20 protein-coding genes and 3 pseudogenes are annotated in these 22485 nt (G+C 51.4%); 12 read left to right on the top strand and 11 right to left on the bottom strand.

Annotation, left to right across the window (positions count from 1 at the left end; translation table 11 throughout):
* Nucleotides 1–182 precede the first annotated feature (182 nt).
* The 6 genes from GKC68_RS04500 to GKC68_RS04475 all read left to right on the top strand — a co-directional run bounded on the left by GKC68_RS04500 (nt 183) and on the right by GKC68_RS04475 (nt 8755).
* A complete protein-coding gene (locus GKC68_RS04500; RefSeq protein WP_342656623.1) occupies nt 183–1766 on the top strand; it encodes a methyl-accepting chemotaxis protein in 1584 nt (527 codons plus the stop codon).
* 186 nt (nt 1767–1952) lie between these two features.
* Nucleotides 1953–2348, top strand: coding sequence for an acyl-CoA thioesterase (locus GKC68_RS04495; RefSeq protein WP_028722898.1), 396 nt, complete (start codon nt 1953–1955; stop codon nt 2346–2348).
* 298 nt (nt 2349–2646) lie between these two features.
* A complete protein-coding gene (locus GKC68_RS04490; protein ID WP_342656622.1) occupies nt 2647–3933 on the top strand; it encodes a PAS domain-containing methyl-accepting chemotaxis protein in 1287 nt (428 codons plus the stop codon).
* An 825-nt stretch (nt 3934–4758) separates the two neighbouring features.
* A complete protein-coding gene (locus GKC68_RS04485; RefSeq protein ID WP_028722901.1) occupies nt 4759–6045 on the top strand; it encodes a PAS domain-containing methyl-accepting chemotaxis protein in 1287 nt (428 codons plus the stop codon).
* A gap of 432 nt (nt 6046–6477) precedes the next feature.
* Nucleotides 6478–7251, top strand: a complete 774-nt coding sequence (locus GKC68_RS04480) for a DUF1868 domain-containing protein (RefSeq protein WP_028722902.1) — start codon at nt 6478–6480, stop codon at nt 7249–7251.
* Nucleotides 7252–7546: 295 nt separating this feature from the next.
* Complete coding sequence (locus tag GKC68_RS04475) at nt 7547–8755, top strand: aldose 1-epimerase family protein (protein ID WP_342656873.1); 1209 nt, start codon at nt 7547–7549, stop codon at nt 8753–8755.
* 123 nt (nt 8756–8878) lie between these two features.
* Here GKC68_RS04475 and GKC68_RS04470 read toward each other — a convergent pair whose 3' ends face one another.
* Entirely contained in the window at nt 8879–9241 is a 363-nt protein-coding gene (locus tag GKC68_RS04470) for a hypothetical protein (protein ID WP_089527821.1), read from the bottom strand.
* A 317-nt stretch (nt 9242–9558) separates the two neighbouring features.
* On the opposite strand from GKC68_RS04470, the pseudogene GKC68_RS04465 reads away from it, so the two are divergent.
* Nucleotides 9559–10001 (top strand): annotated as a pseudogene (locus GKC68_RS04465) (EamA family transporter); the annotation flags it as partial.
* Here GKC68_RS04465 and GKC68_RS04460 read toward each other — a convergent pair.
* Nucleotides 9948–10862: a LysR family transcriptional regulator gene (locus tag GKC68_RS04460; RefSeq protein ID WP_089527822.1), complete on the bottom strand. Its 915-nt coding sequence runs from the start codon at nt 10860–10862 to the stop codon at nt 9948–9950. The pseudogene GKC68_RS04465 and the gene GKC68_RS04460 sit on opposite strands and share 54 nt — an antisense overlap.
* A 147-nt stretch (nt 10863–11009) precedes the next feature.
* On the opposite strand from GKC68_RS04460, the gene GKC68_RS04455 reads away from it, so the two are divergent.
* Nucleotides 11010–12431: a M20 family metallopeptidase gene (locus GKC68_RS04455; RefSeq protein WP_047713941.1), complete on the top strand. Its 1422-nt coding sequence runs from the start codon at nt 11010–11012 to the stop codon at nt 12429–12431.
* Nucleotides 12428–13702, top strand: a complete 1275-nt coding sequence (locus GKC68_RS04450) for an MFS transporter (protein ID WP_342656621.1) — start codon at nt 12428–12430, stop codon at nt 13700–13702. Before GKC68_RS04455 ends, GKC68_RS04450 begins: the two co-directional genes overlap by 4 nt.
* Nucleotides 13703–13867: 165 nt before the next feature.
* On the opposite strand, the gene GKC68_RS04445 is transcribed toward GKC68_RS04450, so the two are convergent.
* Together GKC68_RS04445 and GKC68_RS04440 are read right to left on the bottom strand one after the other, a co-directional pair.
* Nucleotides 13868–14494 carry an autotransporter outer membrane beta-barrel domain-containing protein gene (locus GKC68_RS04445; RefSeq protein ID WP_263793728.1) on the bottom strand — a complete coding sequence of 209 codons (627 nt, stop codon included), beginning with the start codon at nt 14492–14494 and terminating at the stop codon, nt 13868–13870.
* Between the two features lie 28 nt (nt 14495–14522).
* Nucleotides 14523–15160, bottom strand: a pseudogene (locus GKC68_RS04440) (transposase); the annotation flags it as partial.
* A gap of 181 nt (nt 15161–15341) precedes the next feature.
* On the opposite strand from GKC68_RS04440, the gene GKC68_RS04435 reads away from it, so the two are divergent.
* Nucleotides 15342–15668 carry a metalloregulator ArsR/SmtB family transcription factor gene (locus GKC68_RS04435; RefSeq protein ID WP_110983062.1) on the top strand — a complete coding sequence of 109 codons (327 nt, stop codon included), beginning with the start codon at nt 15342–15344 and terminating at the stop codon, nt 15666–15668.
* An 11-nt stretch (nt 15669–15679) separates the two neighbouring features.
* On the top strand, nt 15680–16393 hold the full coding sequence (arsH, locus tag GKC68_RS04430; RefSeq protein WP_181427614.1) for an arsenical resistance protein ArsH: 714 nt from the start codon (nt 15680–15682) through the stop codon (nt 16391–16393).
* A 62-nt stretch (nt 16394–16455) separates the two neighbouring features.
* Here the strand turns inward: arsH and GKC68_RS04425 are convergent.
* A pseudogene (locus GKC68_RS04425) lies at nt 16456–16626 on the bottom strand (arsenate reductase); the annotation flags it as partial.
* A 78-nt stretch (nt 16627–16704) separates the two neighbouring features.
* Between GKC68_RS04425 and GKC68_RS04420 the strand changes: the two are divergent.
* On the top strand, nt 16705–17202 hold the full coding sequence (locus tag GKC68_RS04420) for an N-acetyltransferase family protein (RefSeq protein WP_342656620.1): 498 nt from the start codon (nt 16705–16707) through the stop codon (nt 17200–17202).
* 37 nt (nt 17203–17239) lie between these two features.
* Here the strand turns inward: GKC68_RS04420 and GKC68_RS04415 are convergent, their stop codons facing one another.
* The 6 genes from GKC68_RS04415 to GKC68_RS04390 all read right to left on the bottom strand — a co-directional run bounded on the left by GKC68_RS04415 (nt 17240) and on the right by GKC68_RS04390 (nt 22472).
* The gene (locus GKC68_RS04415) at nt 17240–17842 is read right to left on the bottom strand and encodes an aquaporin (protein WP_342656872.1); all 603 of its coding nucleotides are present in this window, start codon (nt 17840–17842) and stop codon (nt 17240–17242) included.
* Nucleotides 17843–17905: 63 nt separating this feature from the next.
* Complete coding sequence (locus GKC68_RS04410) at nt 17906–19003, bottom strand: GTP-binding protein (protein ID WP_342656619.1); 1098 nt, start codon at nt 19001–19003, stop codon at nt 17906–17908.
* 10 nt (nt 19004–19013) lie between these two features.
* Nucleotides 19014–19805 (bottom strand): putative arsinothricin biosynthesis methyltransferase ArsM, encoded by a 792-nt coding sequence (gene arsM / locus GKC68_RS04405; RefSeq protein WP_342656618.1) that lies wholly within the window; start codon nt 19803–19805, stop codon nt 19014–19016.
* A complete protein-coding gene (locus GKC68_RS04400; protein ID WP_342656617.1) occupies nt 19792–21012 on the bottom strand; it encodes an MFS transporter in 1221 nt (406 codons plus the stop codon). Before GKC68_RS04400 ends, arsM begins: the two co-directional genes overlap by 14 nt.
* Nucleotides 20981–22186, bottom strand: coding sequence for an ATP-grasp domain-containing protein (locus tag GKC68_RS04395; protein WP_342656616.1), 1206 nt, complete (start codon nt 22184–22186; stop codon nt 20981–20983). The genes GKC68_RS04400 and GKC68_RS04395 overlap by 32 nt, the downstream gene beginning before the upstream one ends.
* 10 nt (nt 22187–22196) lie before the next feature.
* Nucleotides 22197–22472, bottom strand: a complete 276-nt coding sequence (locus GKC68_RS04390) for a hypothetical protein (protein WP_342656615.1) — start codon at nt 22470–22472, stop codon at nt 22197–22199.
* Nucleotides 22473–22485: the final 13 nt, after the last annotated feature.

Raw genomic sequence — 22485 nt, 5'->3', positions numbered from 1 at the left:
ATGTTATCTCCACGGCATTGTATCCTACCTATAGATAACTCAGGTAATTATCCACAGCTAATCTTAAGGACAGGTTCTATAAAAAAAGGATGGGCGGTTATAAACTGCCACTTTTCTTTGCCGATAAACGAAATGTAATGGCTTTCATCACAAAATAATAAGATCACTTATCGGGGAAAAACATGAAAATCACAACCGGCCGTAAAATCGCCTTCGCGTTCGGCATCATCGTTATTGTTTCGCTGATTGGCAGCAGCTTGTCGATCGCCAATTTTCTTAAACTGCGTCAGGCTAACACCTGGAACATCCACAGTTATCAGGTCATGAGCGTCAGCGACAGTATGCTGACCGATATGGTGAATATGGAGACGGGCGTGCGTGGGTTTGTTGTTTCAGGCAATGACAATTTCCTGGCACCGTTTAACGCCGGTAAAACCGCTTTCGATCAGAAGTACAATCAGCTGCGCAGTATGACGGCGGATAATGCCGAGCAGCAGCAAAGGCTAACCTCGCTGCTTGAACTGCATAACCGTGTTCAGGCTGTGGACGATCAACTTATCGCCTTGCGCCGGGATGTAAACAGCGGCAAACAACCGCTGGAAACGCTGACGCATTTCTTTCAGGAGGGCCGCGATAAGGCATTTATGGATCGCTATCGCGCCCTTGCCGCAGAATTCAACAACGTGGAAGCCACGCTGTTAGTTAAACGCTCTGAAGAGGTGAACAGCCTGGCCTTTGCGACCAAAATGACGCTGAGCCTGGCCGGTATCATTACGATTCTGCTTTCTGTTATTCTGGGAACGATTATTACGCGCAGTATTATCCGCGCACTGGGCGGCGAACCAAAAGCGGCGGCTGATATTGCCGGAATGATTGCGCAGGGCAACCTGACCGTGGACATTGCTGTTCCGCTTAAAGGCCAGGGCAGCCTGATGGCGTCGCTTGAAGCCATGCGTCAGCAGTTGGTCACCATCGTCAGCGGCATTCAGTCGTCTGCGGAGCTGATCAACAATTCAGCCAACGAAATAGCACAGGGCAATATCGATCTGGCTCAGCGCACAGAAGAGCAGGCAGCCGCGCTTGAACAAACGGCTGCCAGCATGGAAGAACTTACCGCCACCGTTCGTCAGAATACTGACAACGCACGTCACGCGAATACTCAGGCCGACACCACATCACATGTGGCGATCCAGGGCGGGGATGTCGTGAAACAGGTGGTGGAAACCATGCGCTCTATTTCAGAAAGCTCGGGCAAAGTTGCCGAAATCATTTCAGTTATTGAAGGCATTGCATTCCAGACCAATATCCTGGCACTTAACGCCGCCGTTGAAGCCGCAAGAGCGGGCGAAGGTGGACGCGGATTTGCGGTCGTCGCCGGTGAGGTGCGTTCGCTGGCCTTACGCAGTTCCACCGCTGCCAAAGAGATCAAAGATTTGATCACACAGTCGGTCGAGCATGTGGCGAAAGGCTCAGGACTGGCAAGAGAAGCCGGTAATACGATGGAGGAGATCGTGAAATCGGTGCAGGGCGTAACGACCATTATGGGCGAAATCACCATCGCGTCGGATGAGCAGAGCAATGGTATCGGTCAGGTCAGCATTGCCGTTAGCCAGATGGATCAGGTTACCCAGCAGAACGCCGCGCTCGTTCAGCAGGTTTCCTCCGCCGCGCAGGGCATGCTGGAACAAACTGTGATGCTGCGCAACGCAGTGTCTATTTTCCGCACCGAAAGAAGCGGCACTCTCGCGGCGCCGTCTTTCCAATAACCGACGCACTTTTCTTCCGATAACCACGTTTTATCGCCTCACCCGGGCCAGCGCCTCGCTGGCCCGGCCCTGTTACAGCATGATATATCACTGCACGCGGTCCACGCGCATTCCCAATAAAAAGCATTTCACAAAGCGCCGTTGATCACTAAAGTGAGCATAACCTCACTCACTACTGGCGCTATTATGTTTACGAAAACGTATCAGGTTGACGAAAAGCACATCGATTTTCAGGGCGTGGTGGACGGACTCTACTATCCGTTTTATATGGAATGGACACGTCACGCTTTTATGAAAGAGCACCTTGGTGTCGATCTTGAAGAAGAGTTTACCGCGGGTCGTATTCATATGCTGCTGGAGTACACCCTGCGCTTTAAAAAGAGCCTGAAGAAAGGCGATGAGATGCAGGTGACCTGTAAACTGGCGGCCAATGAAAAACGCAACCGCGTTAACTTCATTCAACAAATTCTGGTGGATAATGTCGTTTATGCCGAGGCGGTTTTCACCGGCACCTGTCTGGAAAACGGACGCCCTGCCATCCCTGAGTTTTTGCGCAGTGCAATACCGGATAACCCGTCATAACGCGGTTTCAGGCCGCTTCATTGCAGCACCATCCGCCCCCCGACTCCGGCGGTGCTGAGAGCGGAACCCTCGCTGAAGGGCACGTGCCTTGTTGACGCCACCGCATGCCCTTTGTGAATCGCGTGATGCACCTCTCCAGAGTTTAGTTGTGTCCGAAATGTGACCTAAATATGACACGCGCGATGCCGATAACGTTAGTGGACCCGAGCCGATCGACCTCCCTGTAAACAGGTCGCTGTCTCTCCACTACGTGGTCAACCCCTCTTTGACCTTTATACGGCTATAAATGGAGAGTGCTATGTTTTCCTCTATGCGTTTTAACGCGGGCAAAACCCCGCTGAATGTGTCCGACGATCGGAGTAACGTACAGGCGATTAAAGCCTGTAGCGGCTGGATTGAATTTACGCCCGAGGGCATCATTCTTACGGCCAACCCGGTCTTCCTGGCGGTTACGGGCTACCAGCTCAGTGAAATTACCGGCCAGCATCATCGTATGTTCTGTAAGCCAGACTTTGTGCGCTCTCGTGAGTATGCCGAATTCTGGGCAACCCTGGCATCGGGCCAGTCTTTCAGCGGCATCTTTGAACGCTACAGAAAAAATAAAAGTTTGCTCTACTTAAGCGCCAACTATTTCCCCGTGAAAGACAAACACGGCACCGTGAAGAAAATCATCAAAATCGCCAATGACATCACTGACCGGCACGAAGAGCTGACGCATAAAGAAGCGATTATTACTGCATTGAACAACACCATGGCGATGATCGAGTTTACTCCGCAGGGCGAGATCCTCAACGCCAATAAAAACTTTCTGACGCTAATGGAATACGATCTTGCGGCGATTCAGGGTAAACACCACCGCATGTTCTGTTTTGATACCTTTTACAAAGAACATCCTGATTTTTGGCAGAAAATACAACATGGACGCGCGTTTACCGGGCGTTTTGAAAGGGTAACGGCGTCAGGAAAACGTGTCTGGCTTGAGGCCAACTACAACCCGGTTAAGGATGCCGCGGGGCATATTTATAAAGTGATTAAGCTGGCTTCCGATATCACCCAACGTGTCGTCACGGCGCAGGAGGTTGCAGATATCGCCATGAATACCTCTGAAAAAACGTCGCATCTCATCGCGAATACCAATGAAGTTCTGAGCGAAACGGTGCGAAATGCGGAATCCATGGCCTCTCAGGTAACAGTCGCTGCGCAGATCAGTGACAAACTGAATTATTCGGCCAAAGACATCAAAGAGATTGTCTCCACGATTCACAACATTGCCGGACAAACCAATATTCTGGCGCTGAACGCCGCCATTGAGGCCGCTCGCGCGGGCGAAGCGGGACGTGGGTTTGCGGTAGTCGCGGAAGAAGTCAGACGTCTCGCCGCTTCCACCTCTCAGGCGACGCAGAAAATCAGCAAGGTGGTTGAAGAAAATGCCAGTCTTATCGGCGATATGCATCAGCAGCTTGATGGCATCAACAGTTTTCTCACGACGGAAAACGACAAGATGACTCATCTCTCAGACAGCATTCAGGAAATTTTTAGCGGTGTGAACGAATGCGTTACGGTGATCCATAGACTGAATGTGTGACGGCACAGGGGATGTTGCAGGCTGACATTGGCGACACCGCCTGGGATATCATCGTCACGGCAGCGCCCCACCCGCTGGCGCGTGATTGTTTGGCTCGTCAGCCCCTGCCTCACTCCGGCCTGTACGCGCCTTTGTTTTTAATTTCGCCGTCTGCACGTCAGCCCGGCAGAGGCCGGTACTGGCGATTGCGCTATCGCCGGTATCTTTTGCTGTCCGTCTGAGAAAGGGGTGCGGACGCCATTACCTTGCGCTTCGCCTCCTCAAGTATGCCTTTGTCTTACGCAGAGCGCCTTTGCTTAAGCCGATGATAAAAACGCAGTTGGATTGCCCGAAGTAAAATCAATCCAGCTGAACGAACACCTGTCAATCGAGTCATCCCCCGATTCATTTTGATAACAAAAACGTCCCCAATGTTTTTTGCCATCATTCAACAAGTTATGATTAACAATCCCGCCGGTATGCTGACAATGTTGAATGGCTTCCGTCCTGAAGCAGGCCGTCCGCTGCCCCTGTCGTTTTTTCAGTCGGAACAGCAAACATGGCGAGGGAACCCTCTAAATTACTGCTATCCGCGTATTTTACGCTACCTTATAACCTTCGAGCTGGACTCCCGGCAAGAAAGTCCGCGTGCTTGACCCGCACTGGATCGCTTTACCTGCCACTGTGATAAACATCACTTTTTTTAATCTATTTCTAAACATGAATTCATCAGTGCCGATAATCTAAGACGACCCGCGCCGGACGCTTTACTTTTCACAGGCAGAAAATTCCCCGACACAGGCCCAAATCGTTTGTCCCTTTTATCTGAAAAAGATGGAGAGCGTTATGTTTGCCCTGACACGTTTTATTCCTGGTAGAACTTCATTAGGGTTAGCGGATGACCAGACCAACACGCAGGCAATCAAAGCCAACATCGGCTGGATTGAATTTACGCCTGACGGCAGCATCATTACGGCAAACGCGCCCTTTCTTGAACTGACGGGTTACACGCTCAACGAGATTGCGGGTCAGCACCATAGATTGTTCTGCGATGATAACCTCGTGCGCTCCAGCGACTACGCGCATTTCTGGCAAACCCTGGGTGCCGGTCACTCCTTCAGCGGTATTTTTGAGCGCTTTCGCAAAAATCACAGCCGGCTGTATTTAAGCGCGTCCTATTTCCCCGTGAAGGATCGCCACGGCACGGTAAGAAAAGTCATCAAAATCGCCCACGACATTACGCATAAACATGAAGCGTTAAAGCATAAAGAAGCCATTATCACCGCTTTAAATAACTCTATGGCCATGATCGAGTTCACCCCGCAGGGTGAGGTTGTTGATGCCAATGACAACTTTCTGAAATTAATGGGCTACCCGCTTGATGGCCTTAAGGGCAAACATCATCGTGTATTTTGCTATGATGAATTTTATAAAGAGCACCCTGATTTTTGGCAAAAGATCCAGCAAGGCCGGGCTTTCACTGGACGTTTTGAGCGGGTCACCGCCTCAGGCAAACGCGTCTGGCTGGAAGCCAGCTACAACCCGATAAAAGATGATGCTGAGCACGTTTATAAGGTCATCAAACTGGCATCTGATATTACCGAACGTGTTGAGAATGCTAAACGGGTTGCTGACATTGCCGTCACGACGTCGGAAGAGACGTCTCAGATCACCTTTAATGCGAATGATGTACTGGGTGAAACCATCCGCAATGCAGAATCGATGTCGTCACAGGTCAGTGCGGCAGCAGAAATTGGCGATAAGCTCAATCATTCCTCGATGGATATTAAAGAAATCGTCTCGACGATCAACGCCATCGCCGGGCAAACCAATATTCTGGCGTTAAACGCTGCGATTGAGGCAGCGCGGGCAGGCGAAGCGGGACGTGGATTTGCCGTGGTGGCCGAAGAGGTCCGGCGACTGGCGGCCTCGACATCGCAGGCGACGCTTAAAATCACCAGAGTGGTGGAAGAAAATACGACTCTTATTGAAAACATGACCCGGCAGCTTGAAGAAATTAAACGCTTTCTTACCGCCGAGAATGACAAAATCAGCAACCTCTCGCGCAGTTTTCAGGAGATTAATCGTGGGGTGAATGAATTCGTGACGGTTATTCATCGGCTCAATGTATAGGTGTGGAAACGTCATGCCAGCGGTGAATACGCTGGCGACTTCTTACCCTGGCTAACAGGACAAATGCGATTCGCCCCGCCCCGCCGGGTTGGTTGCATCCCTCAGGCTGAATGCACCCAACCCAGCAGAGAACGCAGGCGCACGGTTCCTCTTCTGGACATTACAACTCTCCCTTCATCTTTTAGTCACAGACATTCGCCAGGATGGCCGATTGAGATGCGCGTCCCCTTGATTAACCAGCACGATGATGCCGGGATCAGTGCTCCCGCGCAGGTGTGTTATCGCCCCTTCATCATTACATCAGGATTTTGCTGGCCTGTGACATCCCGGCCAGACAGAGAAGACGTCCTCTCTCCATGCCCGTGCAAGATCGCACAGGCGAGGAACCCATTAATAATTTTGCCGCAATCTGCTCATTACTGAGGTGAGACGATGACAACACGGAGAATGCTGTTGAAAGGTACGATTGCCACGCTGGGCGGCATGGCCGCCTGCCGCGCTATCGGTGCGGAACACCGCCCTAACGATGTGGGCCGTAAGTTTGCCGCGGACGGCCGGGTTCTGCCGTTTAAGGGAAACACGATCATTTGCCATCTGCCGCAGCAAGGCGAAGGCTCGGAACCCTTCGATGCCCTGCTTGATGTCTATCGTGAGTTACCCGGTGAAAGCTGGTCAAGGAAGGTCACCGCATTGCCGCCCTCCAGCTATCACATGACCGTTTTCGGCGGTGCAAATGATAAGGCAAGACGCTATCCCCTGTGGCCCGCCGGTCTGCCGTTGGATATGCCGATGAACGAGTGCGATGAAATTCTGGCTGAACGTCTGCGGGCATTTAAGCTGGGCGAGGATGCCGCGCCTTACCGCATGCGCGTTAATCCGGACGCGCCCCCTGCGCGTGAAACCCCGTTAACGCTGCGCCTGCTAACGGCCGATGCAGATACGGAAAAGCGCCTGCGGCATTTACGCGATCGCCTGTCAGAGGTCACCGGCATTCACGAGCCAGACCACGATCGCTACCAGTTTCATATTACGCTGGGATATCAGGTTGCGCCGTTAACCGACGACGAAGATGCCGCCTGGCGACATTCACTGGCAAACTGGAAAACCATGATTGCCCAACGCGCGCCGGTTATCACGCTCGGCAATCCCGAGTACTGCCTGCTGAATGATATGTTTGCTTTTAAGCGCCAGTTTTATCTGTCGTGAATGTGTTCTGCGGGAAATGCGCGAGGCCCTTTCTTCGCGCTTCCCTTGTTAATCCTGGTTTACGAATAAATTTTCCCTTTTTCATCGTGGCTGAATCGTTTACAGATTTTTGACTACTGCCGATAAAAAGATGACTTAACACCATTAAAAAGCATTTTAAATGTGAGCAACATCCCACTTACACGCTTAATCCTTCCTCATTTTCCAGCAGGTGAGGAAAATCACGTTTCCGTTACATCCGAATCAGTAAATTCCTCTGATGATTGAAAAAACGATTCAGCTAAAGGGGTAAATGATGAAGACAAAACTCGCACTGACGGTAGTAGCCGTGATGATTTCTGGTTCTGCGGCTGCCAAAACCTGGGTGCTGACGAGTGCTGAACAAGGCACGGACAAAGGAAACTGGCAGGTTAACAGCAACGAGCTGAAATTCCCTGGTAAGCCGTTCAGCATTGAGCAGAAAGTGTTGCACGGCGGTAAGCAGGAAGGCAGTAAGATCCTGGAGATTCGCAGTCAGGACGGCCTGACCATCACGCTCGTTCCCATCCGGGGAATGAACCTGCTCCGCGTGGAAGGCTTTGGCACGCGACTGGGCTGGGACTCACCGGTTAAAGAGGTGGTGAATCCCGCTTTTATCAATCTTGAAAGTCGCAATGGCCTGGGCTGGCTGGAAGGGTTCAACGAGATGATGGTGCGCTGCGGCTATGAATGGACCGGCCATCCTGTTAACGACAAAGGCCGCATCTATACGCTGCACGGCAAAGCTGGAAACACGCCGGTCTCACAGCTTGAAGTCGAGGTGGCGGATGCGGCCCCGCACGAAATCCGCATCCGTGGTTTGATCAAAGAGAGCACCTTTAAGAAAGCCGATCTCCAGACGTGGACCGAATTACGCTATGTGCCGGGCAGCAATCAGTTCAGCCTGCATGACGTGCTGACCAACCATTCCGATTACCCACACGATTACGAGATTATCTATCACAGCAACTTCAGTACGCCAATTCTGGAAGAAGGCGCACGGTTTCTCGCCCCGATGTCGCAAATCAGTCCGTTTAATGACTATGCCAAAGCCGGTTTGAAAAACTGGCAAACTTATCAGGGCCCGACAAAAGACTTCGACGAAATGGTGTTTAACATCAAGCCGCTGTCTGACAAGGATCATCAGACCCTCGCCGCCGTGGTGAATAAAGCCGGAAACAAAGGTGCCGCTATCCAGTTTGATACCCAACAGCTGCCGCTGCTGACCCTGTGGAAAAATACCGATACGCTGAAACAAGGCTATGTCACCGGGATTGAGCCCGGCACCAACTATGCCTATCCGGTAACCATTGAACGTGAACAGAAGCGTGTGAAACAGCTGGCACCAGGCGCGAGCGCAACCTTCGATCTGACCTATACCTTGCTGCATAACAGCGAGCAGGTGAATGCGGTGGAAAAACGCATCCAGGCGATTCAGGGCGATACGAAGATAGAAGAAAATGCTACGCCGATAGCGACAGAGTAACGCTGCGTCATTGCCTCGGCAGCCCTTATAAGCTGGCCGCCGGGGCGCAGGTTTTACTGTGAAGGTCGACCGTGATACAGACCTGATAAGCCAAAGATCCGCACCTTAACACGTGAAAAAACGCTAGGCCGAAAACCGACAAGGACGATCAAGCTCGTCCAGTTTCTTTTCCACCAGCCACTGAAACGCTTTGCCATCCGGGCGGGAATAAAGTGCTTTTCTCACCGGCACCAGCGCCACCCACTTCTGAGCAATCGTCATTTTTTTGACGTCGGACAGCGGCAGCCCATGACTTTCGCTAATCGCCCGATTAACGGCCTGTTCGGCAGTGATGCCCGTCCAGTTACGGTTACGCTTCAGCGCCTCGCCAAACCACAGCAGGCGAAAACTCTGGTGACGTTCGATAAGCCCTTTCATCGCACTGACGCGCTGCCAGAACGTTTTACTGAGGGTATCAATGACATCCTCAGGAAAGAAAGAATCCATGGTGGTTCTCCTTTGCAGATGAATGTTCAGGTCAGTATGTGCCCCGCTCTCTGTTATATCGGCACACGACCGTCAGAGTGACAGTGACGGGTAGCAGGAATGATAAGCGTGTCACAGGTAAAAAACGCGCCTGTTTACAGCCTTTTACGTCCTTTACACTACCTAACGAGAGATGTCATGGTGTGACCACGGCGCGGTAAAGCCCCCTGGTCAGCGAGCTGTCAGCCATTGAAGGCAGCGCCATAACCCAGAGGCGGTTCGCATACTTTTACTGCGGGTGCTTCAGCAATTCACCCGGCGGTTTTATCGGAAACGACGCGCTTGCCTGGAGCGTCGCCAACATCATTATTAAAAAGGCAGGCACAAAACAGGTATTCGCCTTTCTGGTATGGTCGAGCGCATTTTCGCCGCTACCGCTTTTTGGCCTGGACTGGCTGATTAACGGCAGCAACGGCTTTACAGAGATTTTTAGCCACATGGACAACCGCGCGTTGCTGTCTGTTTTGTTCCAGGTCTATCCCAATACACTTTTCGGCTACTGGATATGGAATTCGTTACTCAGGCAGTATCCGGTTTCCACAGTCGCACCGCTTTCACTACTGGTGCCGGTCTTCGGGATTTTAGGCTCCATGATGATATTCGGCGAGCATATCTCACCGCAAAAATACTTGCTTTGCTGTTGATTATTATCGGGTTAACGGTGGGATTATATGGTCAGCGACTCGTCCAGCGCGTTCAGTCGCTGCCGCGCAAATGCTAAAAATACCTCCAGCGCGGCGCTACGGGGCCGGCCGGAAGGCACCTGCAGTTGCAGATTGCGCTGGCTTAGCTGATCGATGCTGACGGATCGCAAAACCAGTCCGTGCGCTTCGGCTTCCTGTATCACGCTGAACGCACTGCAAATGGTGACGGCTAATGGCGTATGCAGCAGGAACTGGAAAAGGGTTGAGAAATTGTCGCAGGTCACGACCGGTTCAATCAGATTGCCGCTCATATGGCTTGCCAGCTCGAACAGCTGTCGTACCGTGGTGTTTTGCTGCGGCAGTGCCAGCGGATAGTGGCTGATATCGCTGAGCGTTACCTGCGGCGCGCTGGCCAGTGGATGCCCCTGATGCATGACTAACAGCACCGGTGCAGGCCAGGAACCGAGGATCTCAACCCCGTGCTCAGCGTGCAGGCTGAACTGCAGCGCCAGGTCGCAGTCGCCATTACGTATCAGTTCTGATACGCCCTGTGGGCTGGCGACCTTGATCTCAAAAAGGATGCCGGGATTATTCTCCCGAAATGCGGCGATCATGCGGGGCAGCAAGGTGAAGGCCAGGCCATCGGTACAGACCAACCGAATCAGGGTGCGGCGTACTGCTTTTAGTCCTTTGATTTCCGCCAGCGCGTATTCCATATCCAGCATATTTTTGCGCACGTGATGGGCAAAAATTTCCCCGGCTTCATTCAGCACCATGCCACGCGCGTGGCGATCAAACAGCGGCACGCCCACCTGCGCCTCCAGCCGCTGAATTTGACGACTGATCGCCGATACCGCAATAAACAGCTGCTCGCTTGCCGCACTGAGCGAGCCGGCATTGGCGACGGCAAGAAAATAGCGGATTTCATTACTGATCATGCGCGCGCCTCATGCTGGTGCATGCCTCGAAAACGGGCAGGCAACTTTGCTTTAAAAGCAAATCTTACTCGATAAATTGATAATTGTGGCAAAGCAGCGTTTCGGAAATGATGGGAAAACCCTAATTCGAATAAAAGACGAGCAAACATGACAGCCCAGCAAGCGGTAGACCAGGCCACCGCCTGGTTCGACAGTGGGGAATTTCAGCGGGTTCTGGCGCGCCGTGTTTCGCAGCGAACCGAGAGCCAGCGCCAGGATCGCGACAGTGAATTACACCACTATTTACACGACGAAATCGGCCCACAGCTAAGTGCGTTGGGTTTCACCCTCCACTTCATTGAGAACGCCGAAGCGGCCCATCGTCCTTTTCTGGTGGCGGTGCGCATTGAAGATCCTGCGCTGCCTACGCTGCTGAGTTATGGCCATGGCGATGTGGTGTTTGGCGATGATGAAAACTGGCGTGAAGGATTAATACCCTGGCAGCTCGTTGAAGAGGGCGATCGCTGGTATGCCCGCGGCAGCGCAGATAACAAAGGTCAGCACTGCGTGAATCTGGCCGCGCTGGAACAGGTGTTTCAGGCGCGCGGCGGACGTCTGGGCTTTAACTGCAAGCTGCTGTTTGAGATGGGCGAAGAGATCAGCTCACCCGGCCTGGCGCAGCTGTGCCGGCAGCACGGCGAACTGCTGAAAGCCGATCTGTTTATCGCCTCGGATGGCCCGCGCCTGAATGCGGTGCAACCTACCCTGTTTCTGGGATCGCGCGGTGCCGTGAATTTCCGCCTGACGGTGACGGCCCGTGACAACGCCTATCATTCTGGCAACTGGGGGGGTTTGCTGAGCAATCCTGGCACACAACTGGCTAACGCCATCGCCGCGCTGGTTAACGCACAGGGTGTACTTCAGGTTGAAGCACTGAAGCCTGACTCACTGACGCCGCAGGTACGTGACATTCTCAGCCAGATCAACGTTGGCGGGATGCCGGGCGATCCGGCGATCGATCTGAACTGGGGCGAACCGGCATTGACCCCAACGGAACGTCTGTACGGCTGGAACACGCTGGAGGTGCTGTCCTTTCTCACCGGCAATCCTGCCCGCCCGATGAACGCCATTCCAGGTGAGGCAACGGCGGTCTGTCAGCTGCGCTTTGTGGTGGGCACCGACTGGGAAAAGCTGGCGCAGCACGTCAGCGAACATCTGACGCAGCACGGCTTTGGCTATGTGAAGGTCGAGTTCCTGCGCGGATCGCCCGCCACCCGGCTTGATCCCACCGATCCGCTGGTCGACTGGGTGCTGACCAGCATCGCCGAAAGCAGCGGTAAGAAACCAGCGCTGCTGCCCAACCTGGGCGGATCGCTGCCCAACGAGGTGTTTTCCGACATCCTCGGCCTGCCGACACTGTGGGTGCCGCACTCTTATCCTGCCTGCGGCCAACACGGCGTGAATGAACATATGCTGAAGTCGATTGCGCGTGAGGGCCTGCAGATCATGACCCGACTGTTATGGGAGTTAGGCGAGCAAGGCCGCGAACTGGTGGCGAAGCACCGTCATCATGCCGGAGGTGCCGCATGAGCACGCTCAACACGGCTGCACCGCTGCACGCGAATAAACCCAGCCTGCATAAAACCCTTTTCGCCACCTGCATCGGTAATGCGCTGGAGTGGTTTGATATTGCGGTTTACGGCTTTTTTGCCAGCTATATCGCCCATGCGTTCTTCCCGACCAGCGATCCGTCCGTTTCTATGCTGCTGACCTTCGGCAGTTTCGGTGTCTCCTTTCTGATCCGTCCGCTGGGCGCGATTGTGTTGGGTAACTATGCCGACCGCCACGGGCGTAAAAAAGCGCTACTGCTCTCCATCAATCTGATGATGCTGGGCGGTGCCATTATTACCTTTATGCCGGGCTACGACAGTATTGGGCTGATTGCACCTGTACTTATCCTGCTGGCGCGGCTGGTTCAGGGTTTTTCTGCCGGCGGCGAATTTGGTAGCTCGACGGCGTTTCTGGTGGAGCATTTTCCCGAGCGCAAAGCCTTTATCGCCAGCTGGCAATTCGCCACGCAAGGGGCAAGTACCCTGATGGCATCGGTCTTTGGCCTGGGATTAACGAAAATCCTGACGGAAAGCGAGATCCAGGACTGGGGCTGGCGTATTCCGTTCGCCTTTGGTCTGCTGATTGGCCCGCTGGGGATCTATATTCGTCGCCATGCGCATGAACCTGCCAGCTTTGCCAGCCATCAACCTGATGTCGCCCCGCTCAAACGCCTGTTTGGCCGCCAGAAAGAGCTGATGTTGCTGGCGATTGGCCTGATGGTGATCTCCACGGCGGTTAACTACATGCTCAACTATGTACCGACCTACGCCACCCGCAATCTCCACCTGCCCGGCTCCGTTGCCTTTACCGCCACCTTGCTGGCGGGGGTAATTCTGACCGTGGTGACGCCGATTATGGGCCTGTGGGCAGAGCGCGTGGGCCGGGTTCCGCTGATGTGGGGATCGCTGATTTTACTGATTGTCACCATCTACCCTGCCTTTAAGCTGGTGGTGAATCACACCACGCCCACCACGCTGATCGTGCTGGTCTGCTGGATGGCGTTGCTCAAGTCGATTTACTTCTCCACGGTACCCTCGGTCATGGCCGATCTGTTTCCTATGGGCACGCGCGCCAGCGGCATGGAGATCAGCTATAACATCGCGGTGACGGTATTTGGCGGATTTGCGCCGCTGATCTGCACGCTGTTGATCACCGCCACCGGTACCAGCCTGGCTCCCGGCTATTACCTGATGGCGATGTCGGTGCTGAGTGGGCTGGCGCTGCTGCGAAGCCAGAAGCGGGTGACGTGAGAGGACAGGTGCACGTGAACGGTGCATCTTTTGGTTTTATTGACCTGCTCCCAGAAGATTAGTACATCCTGAAGTCAGCAACGTCCGCTCATGGCGCAGAGCGGAGCATACAACTTAAGTTGCCTGATAAGCCGGGCAGGAATGCCCCGCTTATCATTTGTCGTCCTACCGGAACGACACGCCGAGACTGACCAGACCGAAGTAACCGCACGCCTCGCCGCCGTGCAGTGATTCAGACCAGCCGCCCTGCACGCCCAGCGTCACGTTCTGACGGATGCGTGCATTCACGCCTCCGTTCAGGCCCACGCTGGTGCCCGACAGGTTACTCCGGAATGATGCCTCTGAGCCCGCCACGCCCGGCGCGGATGCTTTAAATCCACTGTGTCCGGCGTACGACTGTGTCACCGACGGCGTCACCCACCAGGCCAGCGTGGCCTTCGCGTCCTGTGGCGTGCCCAGCTTCAGACCGGCGCGCACCGACTGCCGGCGGCTGTCAGACCAGCTCAGCGAGGCCGCCTCGTCCTGGCCGTCGTTAAGGCTCAGGCCCTGCACCTGGTACTGCAGCTGCGGCTCCAGTGCAAGAGCAGGACTGAGGGAGAAAGCCTGCCCCACTTCTGCCGACGCCAGCCAGCTCGTGCCACGGGTTGACAGGCGCGTGTCGTCATTTGAGGCTGCCTTCAGGTTGTGGCGGCTCGCCTGCAGCAGGCCGTCAATGTGCAGACCGGCATGGCTGCGGTCCGACACGTAAGCGCCGCCGGTGTAGACCGTGCCGTGGTCCGTGCCTGCGTCCACACTGCCGCCGTCGCGCCACTCGTCGCTGCGCATCATGCACATAATCGATGGACCCGCTCTGGTTTACCGCCTCTGGTGTTGCCAGCAGAGCCGGATTGCACACTGGCAGGCACCGTTTTCCCCTACGGCGAAAATTCAGTTTCAGCAGGCAGTAAATACGGTGAACCCTTTTATGGTTCCAGGCGTTGCCCTGCCTGCGAAGGACCTGAAAAAAGTTTTTAAATCCGTATCACAGATAGCGTTCAGCCGTCACGATAAGCGCCATAATAATCGGCTCATCACGTCGCGTATCCGGGTGATAACGAAATATCGTCCTGCTCAGCGACAATGTCCTTAATGCCTGACATGAGCTCATGGCAAATTGCACGGTCAGATGGCACAGTTTACGCTTTATCGCTGGTTTTAAAGTTTTTTTAATAAGGTCTTTCAGGGCGCGTCACTCGAGACTCAGGTCCACAAACATCTGTTTCGGATGACGGTTTCGTCCTCAGGATTCTTCATCTATAAGATATCAGAGGTTTCCATGCCGCCGAACTTCGCTTTCAAGTTGTTATAGCTGGCTTCGGAAATACCGGCTTCGCGGCAGACATCTTTAACGGTTCGTCCGGCTTCAACCGACTTAATCACGGCGATGATCTGATGTTCAGTAAAACGGGCTTTACGCATGACGATCTCCTTAATTGGTAGATTGATTATGCCGGATGATCTCTAATGTGAATGGCACGATTATGCGGGATATTTGCATTGGACTCAGGGTCCAATGCTTTAGCAAATAATGTAATCAACATTTTTATCCTTTAACTTAGAATACATTTCCATTATTCTGGAAATAAAGAAATGATGACTTATGGATTTAAATTCAGCTGCAAACGCGTTACGCGAACTGGGACACACGACACGCCTTGGCATTTATCGTGAGCTGGTTAAAGCTGGCGAGGATGGCTTGCCAGTCGGTGAAGTGCAAAAACGCCTAGACATTCCGGCTTCTACACTAAGCCATCATCTGTCCGGGCTAATATCTGCCGGACTCGTCAGCCAGGAGCGGTGTAGTCGTACTCTTTACTGCAGGCCTTGTTATGAGCAGTTGGAGAAATTGATGGCCTTTCTGACAGAAGAATGTTGTGCAGGGGGCAGTTGCAACCTTTCCGCCGTGACAACTCATCAAAAGGCTTAATTGTGATCAAATTGGATAATACTCTGAAAAACATTGATCCAGCATTACTGGAGGCACCGCTTACAGAAGAGAAGCTGAGAGCACCAAAAGTAGCGCATCCGCCCCGCATCCTGATGCTCTATGGTTCGCTGCGTGAACGCTCTTACAGTAGGCTTACAACTGAGGAAGCAGCAAGGTTATTAACTGTAATGGGGGCCGAGGTGAAAATTTTTAACCCATCCGGTCTGCCACTGCCTGACGATGCTCCGGAGACGCACCCAAAAGTTGCAGAGTTACGCGATATGGTTATGTGGTCAGAAGGCATGGTCTGGTGCTCACCTGAGCGTCATGGCGCCATGACCGGCATCATGAAGGCACAAATTGACTGGATCCCACTTACATCAGGGGCCGTCCGACCTTCTCAAGGCAAAACACTTGCCGTCATGCAGGTTTGTGGTGGTTCACAATCGTTTAATGCCGTCAACCAGATGCGCATCCTGGGTCGCTGGATGCGCATGTTTACCATCCCGAACCAGTCATCTGTAGCAAAAGCTTGGGCTGAATTTGATGAAGACGGCCGTATGAAGCCTTCGCCTTATTATGACCGCATCGTGGATGTAATGGAGGAAATGATGAAGTTTACACTGCTGACGCGCGGTCGTAGTGATTACCTGACGGATCGTTACAGCGAAAGAAAAGAGAGTGCCGTGCAGCTTTCTGAGCGGGTCAACCAGCGCAGCATTTAAAAAAGCCGGCACGTGCCGGCTTTGATTCCTGCATATCCCGCTTAAAGCTAGAGACAGAAGCGTTAACGACTTATTCGTTTTCCGTGCTCATCGATAACTTTTTCATTGTCTTCTTTGGAAAACGCTCCCTGTTGCGGCCCTGGCAGAATGTCCAGTTCCGCTTAAGACGGCCGACAAAGCTTTGTGCTGAGCGGCGTTACCACTATCGGGCGGTCGGCATTTAAACGGTGCTGCTGGAACCGTATAGAAATTAGAACTGATACCGTTACCGGACAACTTGTTAAAACAATCACAGATTAGGAACAGGTAAAATGACCAGAATCAGCATAAGAAAAATGAACGATGAAGACTGGAGTGCAGTCATGGAAATTTATGCGGAGGGTATTGCAACAGGCAATGCCACCTTCCAGATAGAAACCCCGGAGTGGCAGGAGTGGGACAGTGGTCATCTGAGAGAATGTCGTTATGTTGCCTGTATTGACAACAGCTTAGCTGGATGGGCAGCGTTATCCCCCTATTCCCGAAGGAATGCTTATCGCGGCGTTGCAGAGCTGAGCATTTATGTGGGTTCCAGCTATCAGGGTATCGGAGTGGGCAAAGCGCTGTTGACAGAGCTCGTGAGAGGGTCAGAAAAAGCGGGATTCTGGACGCTGCTGGCGGGCATATTTCCGGAAAACAAGGCAAGCATTGGATTGCATCTCAGTCAGGGATTCAGAAAGGTTGGATACCGGGAGAAAATGGGTGAAATGCAGGGTGTATGGCGTGATGTCCTAATAATGGAACGAAGAAGCCGTTCAATTAATTATTGAATATACCTCCGGCAAGCGGAGGCATTGAGTGTTTTACCTACTCCACGGACACTGATTTACTGTCCTGCATGATTAGCTGACTACAGAAGACTGCTGCCAGACCGCCTATAAGCGGACCGAACCAGTATAGCCACTGGTTATCCCAGTACCCCATGGCTAAGGCAGGGCCGAAGCTTCTGGCGGGATTCATGCTTGCACCGGTCAATGGGCCTCCAATGAAAGCATCGAGAAATACAGCGAGACTGATGATGGCGGCATTGCGGGTCGTCAAAATGCTCATGATTAAAAAGAACGTCATGACCCCTTCTATAAAAAATGCGTTATAAAGGGACACGTCGGAGTGTACTCGGGTTACACCTGCCAGCAATGCGTGGCCAAACACTGCTTTAAGACATATTGCTGCGGCACTTGCCCCTAACAATTGCGCAATGATGTAGTTCATTGCCGAACGCAAAGAACACGCTCTGATAAGATAAAAAATAAGGGTAACTACCGGATTCATATGTGCGCCGCTACTGGCCGAGAAAAGATTTATGCAAAAGTAAACGGCCAGACCAAAACTGAGCGCAATACCGAAATTGCCAATTACCGCACTGATTTCATTGACGGAAATAGAACCGACGCCAATCGTCACCAGCATGAATGTACCGAGAAATTCCGAAATCACATCACGGGTTTTACAATTGCATAAAGTCTTCATGATTTACTCCTGAAGGATGCGGTGAACTGGCGTAGGCATGCCGGGACTAAACGCGTTATGTTCCCGAATGATGACCTGCGAGCCTGTGAGTGAGGCTGTGTGTTTAACTGCTGCTTCCACGAGCGAGTAGATTTCAGATGGTTGCCCCTCAGCACGGGCATTGATGAGCGCAACACAAGATTCCGCAGGATCGCTGCAGAGCTCATCGAACTGAAATTCAGTATGTATGTCGACCAGACTTGCTTTGGTAAGTGTTGCGCCGTTACCCAGCGCTATTTTAATATGACCAACTACCCGGCCTTTGAGTAATGGGGCTGTTCTGAGGTACTCAAGGCAATTACTGATCCATTCATCGGGAGCAATAAGCTTTTTCTCGGCTGTGAGGTCAAGACTTATGTCCACCCAGGCCATATCGGCTTCAGCGGCGCCATAAGTTTCATAATCAATATCCAGCGAGGTCAGATTATCTGCGGACAAATGTGGTGAGATAATAAGCGCATCTGCTATTTCAGCGATGCCTTCGCCTGTCTGAGAGGAATAGATCAGAACCGGCTTATCGGGATACTGCTGATGTAACGACGAGATAAATGTAGCCCGATCGTTTTCTGGAATGCTGTCTGATTTTGAGAGGCCAATAATCTGTGCATCTTCTATCTGCTTTGTAAACAGATAGCTCAGACGCGTTCCAAACAGTCGTTGCATGTCAGCGTAACGACTGCCGTCCAGTATCACAGGGAATGGTAGTACTTCCAGTTGCTCCCCATAGAATTTTTTAAGAGGCCTGATGACGGTAGAAACTAAATCAGTGCAACTGCCCACAGCTTCGGCAATAATGACATCCGGTTGCTTTTCTGTGATCAAGCCTTGAACCGCTTCCATCAGATCTTCAAACCTACAGCAGAAACATCCGTTACCAACCTGCCGGGTCACAATTCCCTTACCTTCACCCATACCGGTATCAATCAGCAAACTGCCTTGATCATTAGCAATGTAAACTGCAGAAAGCCCCTTACTTTCAAGATGTGAAATTAGTCTAAGAGACGTTGTGGTTTTACCCGCCCCAAGAAAACCACTCAACAGCAGAATTTTTACTTTTTTCATTGTAGCCACCTTATTTCGTAATACTGCTCACAAGGTAATAACCCAGCTTATGTTCAATGAAAGATGAAGCCTCTGGCTCTTTTTCTTGCAGTTCAAAATACTGCATTCTGTATTCTTCACTGTTTTCGAGCATTTCCGCATAACGAAGATTTTTGTCTTCTGTATGGTTTTCCACGATGAAAGAGGTAAATCCATTCTGCTCAAGAGAAGACAGATTTTCACTCAGCAGCATACTTCCTGCACGGCATCCGCTCATGAGATTGATGTTTTCACGAATGTTTTGAGGAACAGCTTCGAACGCAATGAAATCTGTATAAATGAAAATACCGCCAGGTGACAGGACGCGATGAACCTCCTGCAGAACCTTATTTCTGTCCGGCACCAAATTAAGTACGCACTCGCTATAAATGAAATCAAACGCGTTATCCATGAATGGAAGATCCTGAGCATCCGCAACGAAAAATGCCATTTTCTCGGAGAAAGAAGCGTCCATTTCAGCTTTTCTCTTGCGGGCCAGCTTGATCATATTGTCACTAAAGTCGATACCGATAATTTTCTCCGGCTTACTTAGAACTTTTGCAGCGTCGAAAAGGGTCGTTCCCATCCCGCAGCCAATGTCCAGAAGTCTGGTCGGCTGACGTGCTGCAATGTAGCGGAGGATACTTTCTGTGGGTGCACCGGGGGAGAACTTGTCCGTTCCCTGAGAATATCCTGATCCCCCAAGAGCAGCCTGATTATAAAACTCTCTGATGGGATTAGGTGTCGGCGCTTTTGCCGGGGCACAGCAGTTACTGGTTGTCATATTGAGAGCCTCTGGTTACACAAACAAAAAATACGCCTGTGAGCAGCCACATTGCAGCGGTCACATAAAAAATGGATTCGTAGGACACACGTTCGACGAGGAATGCGTTTAGCATTGGGCCAATTACCATGCCAAAACTGCTGGCAGAACCAAGAAAACCCATGGTCCTGCCCATGCCATTTTTCTTACCGGTTTCTACCGAAAGAGCAGATACGCCAGCCATGCAAAGTGCCACACTGACAGCGGTCATGCAGACAAAGAAGCAGAGACCTGCCCAGGCTGCATATCCGCTAATAATTGGAGTGAGCACAAGACTAACGGACATGCTGATGAACGAGATAAAGATACAAATACGCCTGGAGTGTCTGTCGACAAGTCGTCCAAAAGGGATCTGTAATCCAGCCATGATAAGGTTGTTAATGGCAATAAGGGTTCCCAGAACAGATGGAGACAGACTCATTTTCAGCGCATAAAGTGGGAAGAAGGAAATGATGAAAATATCAAAGACTGCAATGACAACGTTGAATAGTGCCAAAACGATGACACCACGTGTCAGAGTAAAACTAGCTTCCTTTTTTGAGTCATCTTTCGCACTTCGCAGGGATGTATCGTCCGCATGATTTTCACGTGGCAAAATGATAACAACCAATAGGGAAATGAGGGAAAGGAAGAAAAGACACGAAAATGCTGCCCTGAAGCCCCAGTACTGAGCGATGAAACCGCCGGCAATCGGACCGAACGCACCTGCAGACAGAATAACTGTGTTTAGGATGCCAATATAATAGCCTTCCTTTCCCCGGAGGCTAATATTACCCATGTAGGCCATCGCCATAGGCAGCATCATAGCCGATGCAATACCGTGTAAAAGACGAGCTCCAAGAAGGGTAACGGCGTCACCAGCAAAAAAATATGACAGAGAGACAAATGGATAGACCACTAGAGAAACAATAAGTGTCGTTCTGGCACCGTATTTCTCTGAGAAAAAACCTACAGGCGTGCCAATTATCAGTCTGACTATGTAAAAGCCGCTAAAAAGGAATCCAATCGCATAGGTTGATATGCCCAAAGTGCCAGCATATGGAGCTAGCAAAGGGGCAATGATCCCAGTTCCGCTGACCAGAAGAAAAACAGCCGTACAGAGAAGCAGTTGCATCCTGCGGTTATCGCGCGTGGATTCATTTACAGCATTCAACGGAGAAGTATTCATCTGACTCGCTAATCCTTTTAAACGGATCTAAAGGGGATGCACTGGAGATAATGTACGACCCCAGTCGGGTATAATTACTGGCTGTGCGGTAAACGAAAGAACCTTCTTGGAAAGCGCGTTCTACTTTATAAGGGCTGGGTTTATAACGAACATAACCATCCTTAGGGGCAAACAAGAATATACTCATGGCCGAAGCGGAGCTTTCAGTGACGGAGCCTGAAGCTGTAAAAATGTCCTCCACTGAATACCCCAGAGACAAAAGCAGCGCAGCCTCAAACAAATCCAGCCCAGTAGTGAGTCGGACGAGATCAGCAATATTGTCTCCTCCGACCCGACCATTAATTTCAATCAGTCCAATAAGACCGTCATGAAGCTTGATTTCAGTGTGCGTAACGGCATGTCGGATGCCTAGTTTTTGGTGAAGGCCTGAAACGAAATTTATTATTGATTCCCGCTCTTCAGGGCTTATTCGCGCGGGTACAAGATGCGCTTTTTCGATGCTGCCCTGAGTAAACTTTTCAGTGACAGCAACAACGCAAGTAGATGACGCGTCAGATAAAGCTTCCACGCTGAATTCCCGACCCGAAATAAATTGCTCTATTAAGGTCCGTCCCTTCATAGCCTGTAAAACATGGTTCGTTTTCAGATTACCAATGATGTTTACCGCGTCCCAAAGTTCTTCTATGTTCTGGCAGATGTAGACGTGGTTACTGCCGGCATCGTTCTCAGGTTTGGCAACAACAGGAAAATTCATACCCTCAATGTCGTTTAATAATGTCCGGATGTTTTCATTAACAACGTAAGGTACGGTGTCAAGGAATGTCCCTTTGAGCATGTTTCTGACGTTTGATTTATTTCTGCAAATATCAGCGGCCTGTTCAGAGAGAAAACGGGTTCCAGCCATCGCTGCAATCTTTGCTGCTAAACCTGTACGGTACTCATTCTGAGTAAGTACCGAAACCAGACGAATGCCGCTATCCATGAGTGCTGATATCTGACTGGTAATGTTGTTATTGTCATTAAGATCGGTTTCAATTGCCCTGTCCACATAGCAGAGATCTTTGAATGAAATGCTGGTGTTGATCAGCAGCACATGGTGACCATGCTTTTTAATAATGCGGGTTTCATGCTCGAGATTTCTGCTTCCAATTAGAACAACATAACCATGTTCCATTCTCAGCCCCTTATGAGCAGCACGATGAAGAGCCATTTGGCTTCTCATTACTAACCGGTTCATTGTAGATATATGAAAGTTTTGAAGTGGCAATAATCGCTAAGACTGCGTCAATGTTGTCCTGCTCTCCTCCTGCATTTTTATATTCGAGCATAGGTACTTTCGCTTCTTCCGGCTTGTCCATCGCCAGCAATACCGCCATTTTGATGAGGCTAAGTGTACTAGTTTCAAGAGTGGATCTTTCCTGAGCAAATGCAGTCAGCTTCGATAATTCATTCATAAACATATTGGTCGTCCTT

Source organism: Pantoea sp. RSPAM1 (genome assembly GCF_038816185.1).
Classification (GTDB): Bacteria; Pseudomonadota; Gammaproteobacteria; order Enterobacterales; family Enterobacteriaceae; genus Pantoea; species Pantoea ananatis.
Note: the sequence above shows the minus strand (reverse complement) of the source record. Positions and strands in the feature narration are given on the sequence as shown.

What these genes read in the sequence shown, in the direction of transcription:
- GKC68_RS04500 (WP_342656623.1), top strand. Translation starts at nt 183, where the DNA reads ATGAAAATCACAACCGGCCGTAAAATCGCCTTCGCGTTCGGCATCATC.
- GKC68_RS04495 (WP_028722898.1), top strand. Translation starts at nt 1,953, where the DNA reads ATGTTTACGAAAACGTATCAGGTTGACGAAAAGCACATCGATTTTCAG.
- GKC68_RS04490 (WP_342656622.1), top strand. Translation starts at nt 2,647, where the DNA reads ATGTTTTCCTCTATGCGTTTTAACGCGGGCAAAACCCCGCTGAATGTG.
- GKC68_RS04485 (WP_028722901.1), top strand. Translation starts at nt 4,759, where the DNA reads ATGTTTGCCCTGACACGTTTTATTCCTGGTAGAACTTCATTAGGGTTA.
- GKC68_RS04480 (WP_028722902.1), top strand. Translation starts at nt 6,478, where the DNA reads ATGACAACACGGAGAATGCTGTTGAAAGGTACGATTGCCACGCTGGGC.
- GKC68_RS04475 (WP_342656873.1), top strand. Translation starts at nt 7,547, where the DNA reads ATGAAGACAAAACTCGCACTGACGGTAGTAGCCGTGATGATTTCTGGT.
- GKC68_RS04470 (WP_089527821.1), bottom strand. Translation starts at nt 9,241, where the DNA reads ATGGATTCTTTCTTTCCTGAGGATGTCATTGATACCCTCAGTAAAACG.
- GKC68_RS04460 (WP_089527822.1), bottom strand. Translation starts at nt 10,862, where the DNA reads ATGATCAGTAATGAAATCCGCTATTTTCTTGCCGTCGCCAATGCCGGC.
- GKC68_RS04455 (WP_047713941.1), top strand. Translation starts at nt 11,010, where the DNA reads ATGACAGCCCAGCAAGCGGTAGACCAGGCCACCGCCTGGTTCGACAGT.
- GKC68_RS04450 (WP_342656621.1), top strand. Translation starts at nt 12,428, where the DNA reads ATGAGCACGCTCAACACGGCTGCACCGCTGCACGCGAATAAACCCAGC.
- GKC68_RS04435 (WP_110983062.1), top strand. Translation starts at nt 15,342, where the DNA reads ATGGATTTAAATTCAGCTGCAAACGCGTTACGCGAACTGGGACACACG.
- GKC68_RS04420 (WP_342656620.1), top strand. Translation starts at nt 16,705, where the DNA reads ATGACCAGAATCAGCATAAGAAAAATGAACGATGAAGACTGGAGTGCA.
- GKC68_RS04415 (WP_342656872.1), bottom strand. Translation starts at nt 17,842, where the DNA reads ATGCTGGTGACGATTGGCGTCGGTTCTATTTCCGTCAATGAAATCAGT.
- GKC68_RS04410 (WP_342656619.1), bottom strand. Translation starts at nt 19,003, where the DNA reads ATGAAAAAAGTAAAAATTCTGCTGTTGAGTGGTTTTCTTGGGGCGGGT.
- arsM (WP_342656618.1), bottom strand. Translation starts at nt 19,805, where the DNA reads ATGACAACCAGTAACTGCTGTGCCCCGGCAAAAGCGCCGACACCTAAT.
- GKC68_RS04400 (WP_342656617.1), bottom strand. Translation starts at nt 21,012, where the DNA reads ATGAATACTTCTCCGTTGAATGCTGTAAATGAATCCACGCGCGATAAC.
- GKC68_RS04395 (WP_342656616.1), bottom strand. Translation starts at nt 22,186, where the DNA reads ATGGAACATGGTTATGTTGTTCTAATTGGAAGCAGAAATCTCGAGCAT.
- GKC68_RS04390 (WP_342656615.1), bottom strand. Translation starts at nt 22,472, where the DNA reads ATGTTTATGAATGAATTATCGAAGCTGACTGCATTTGCTCAGGAAAGA.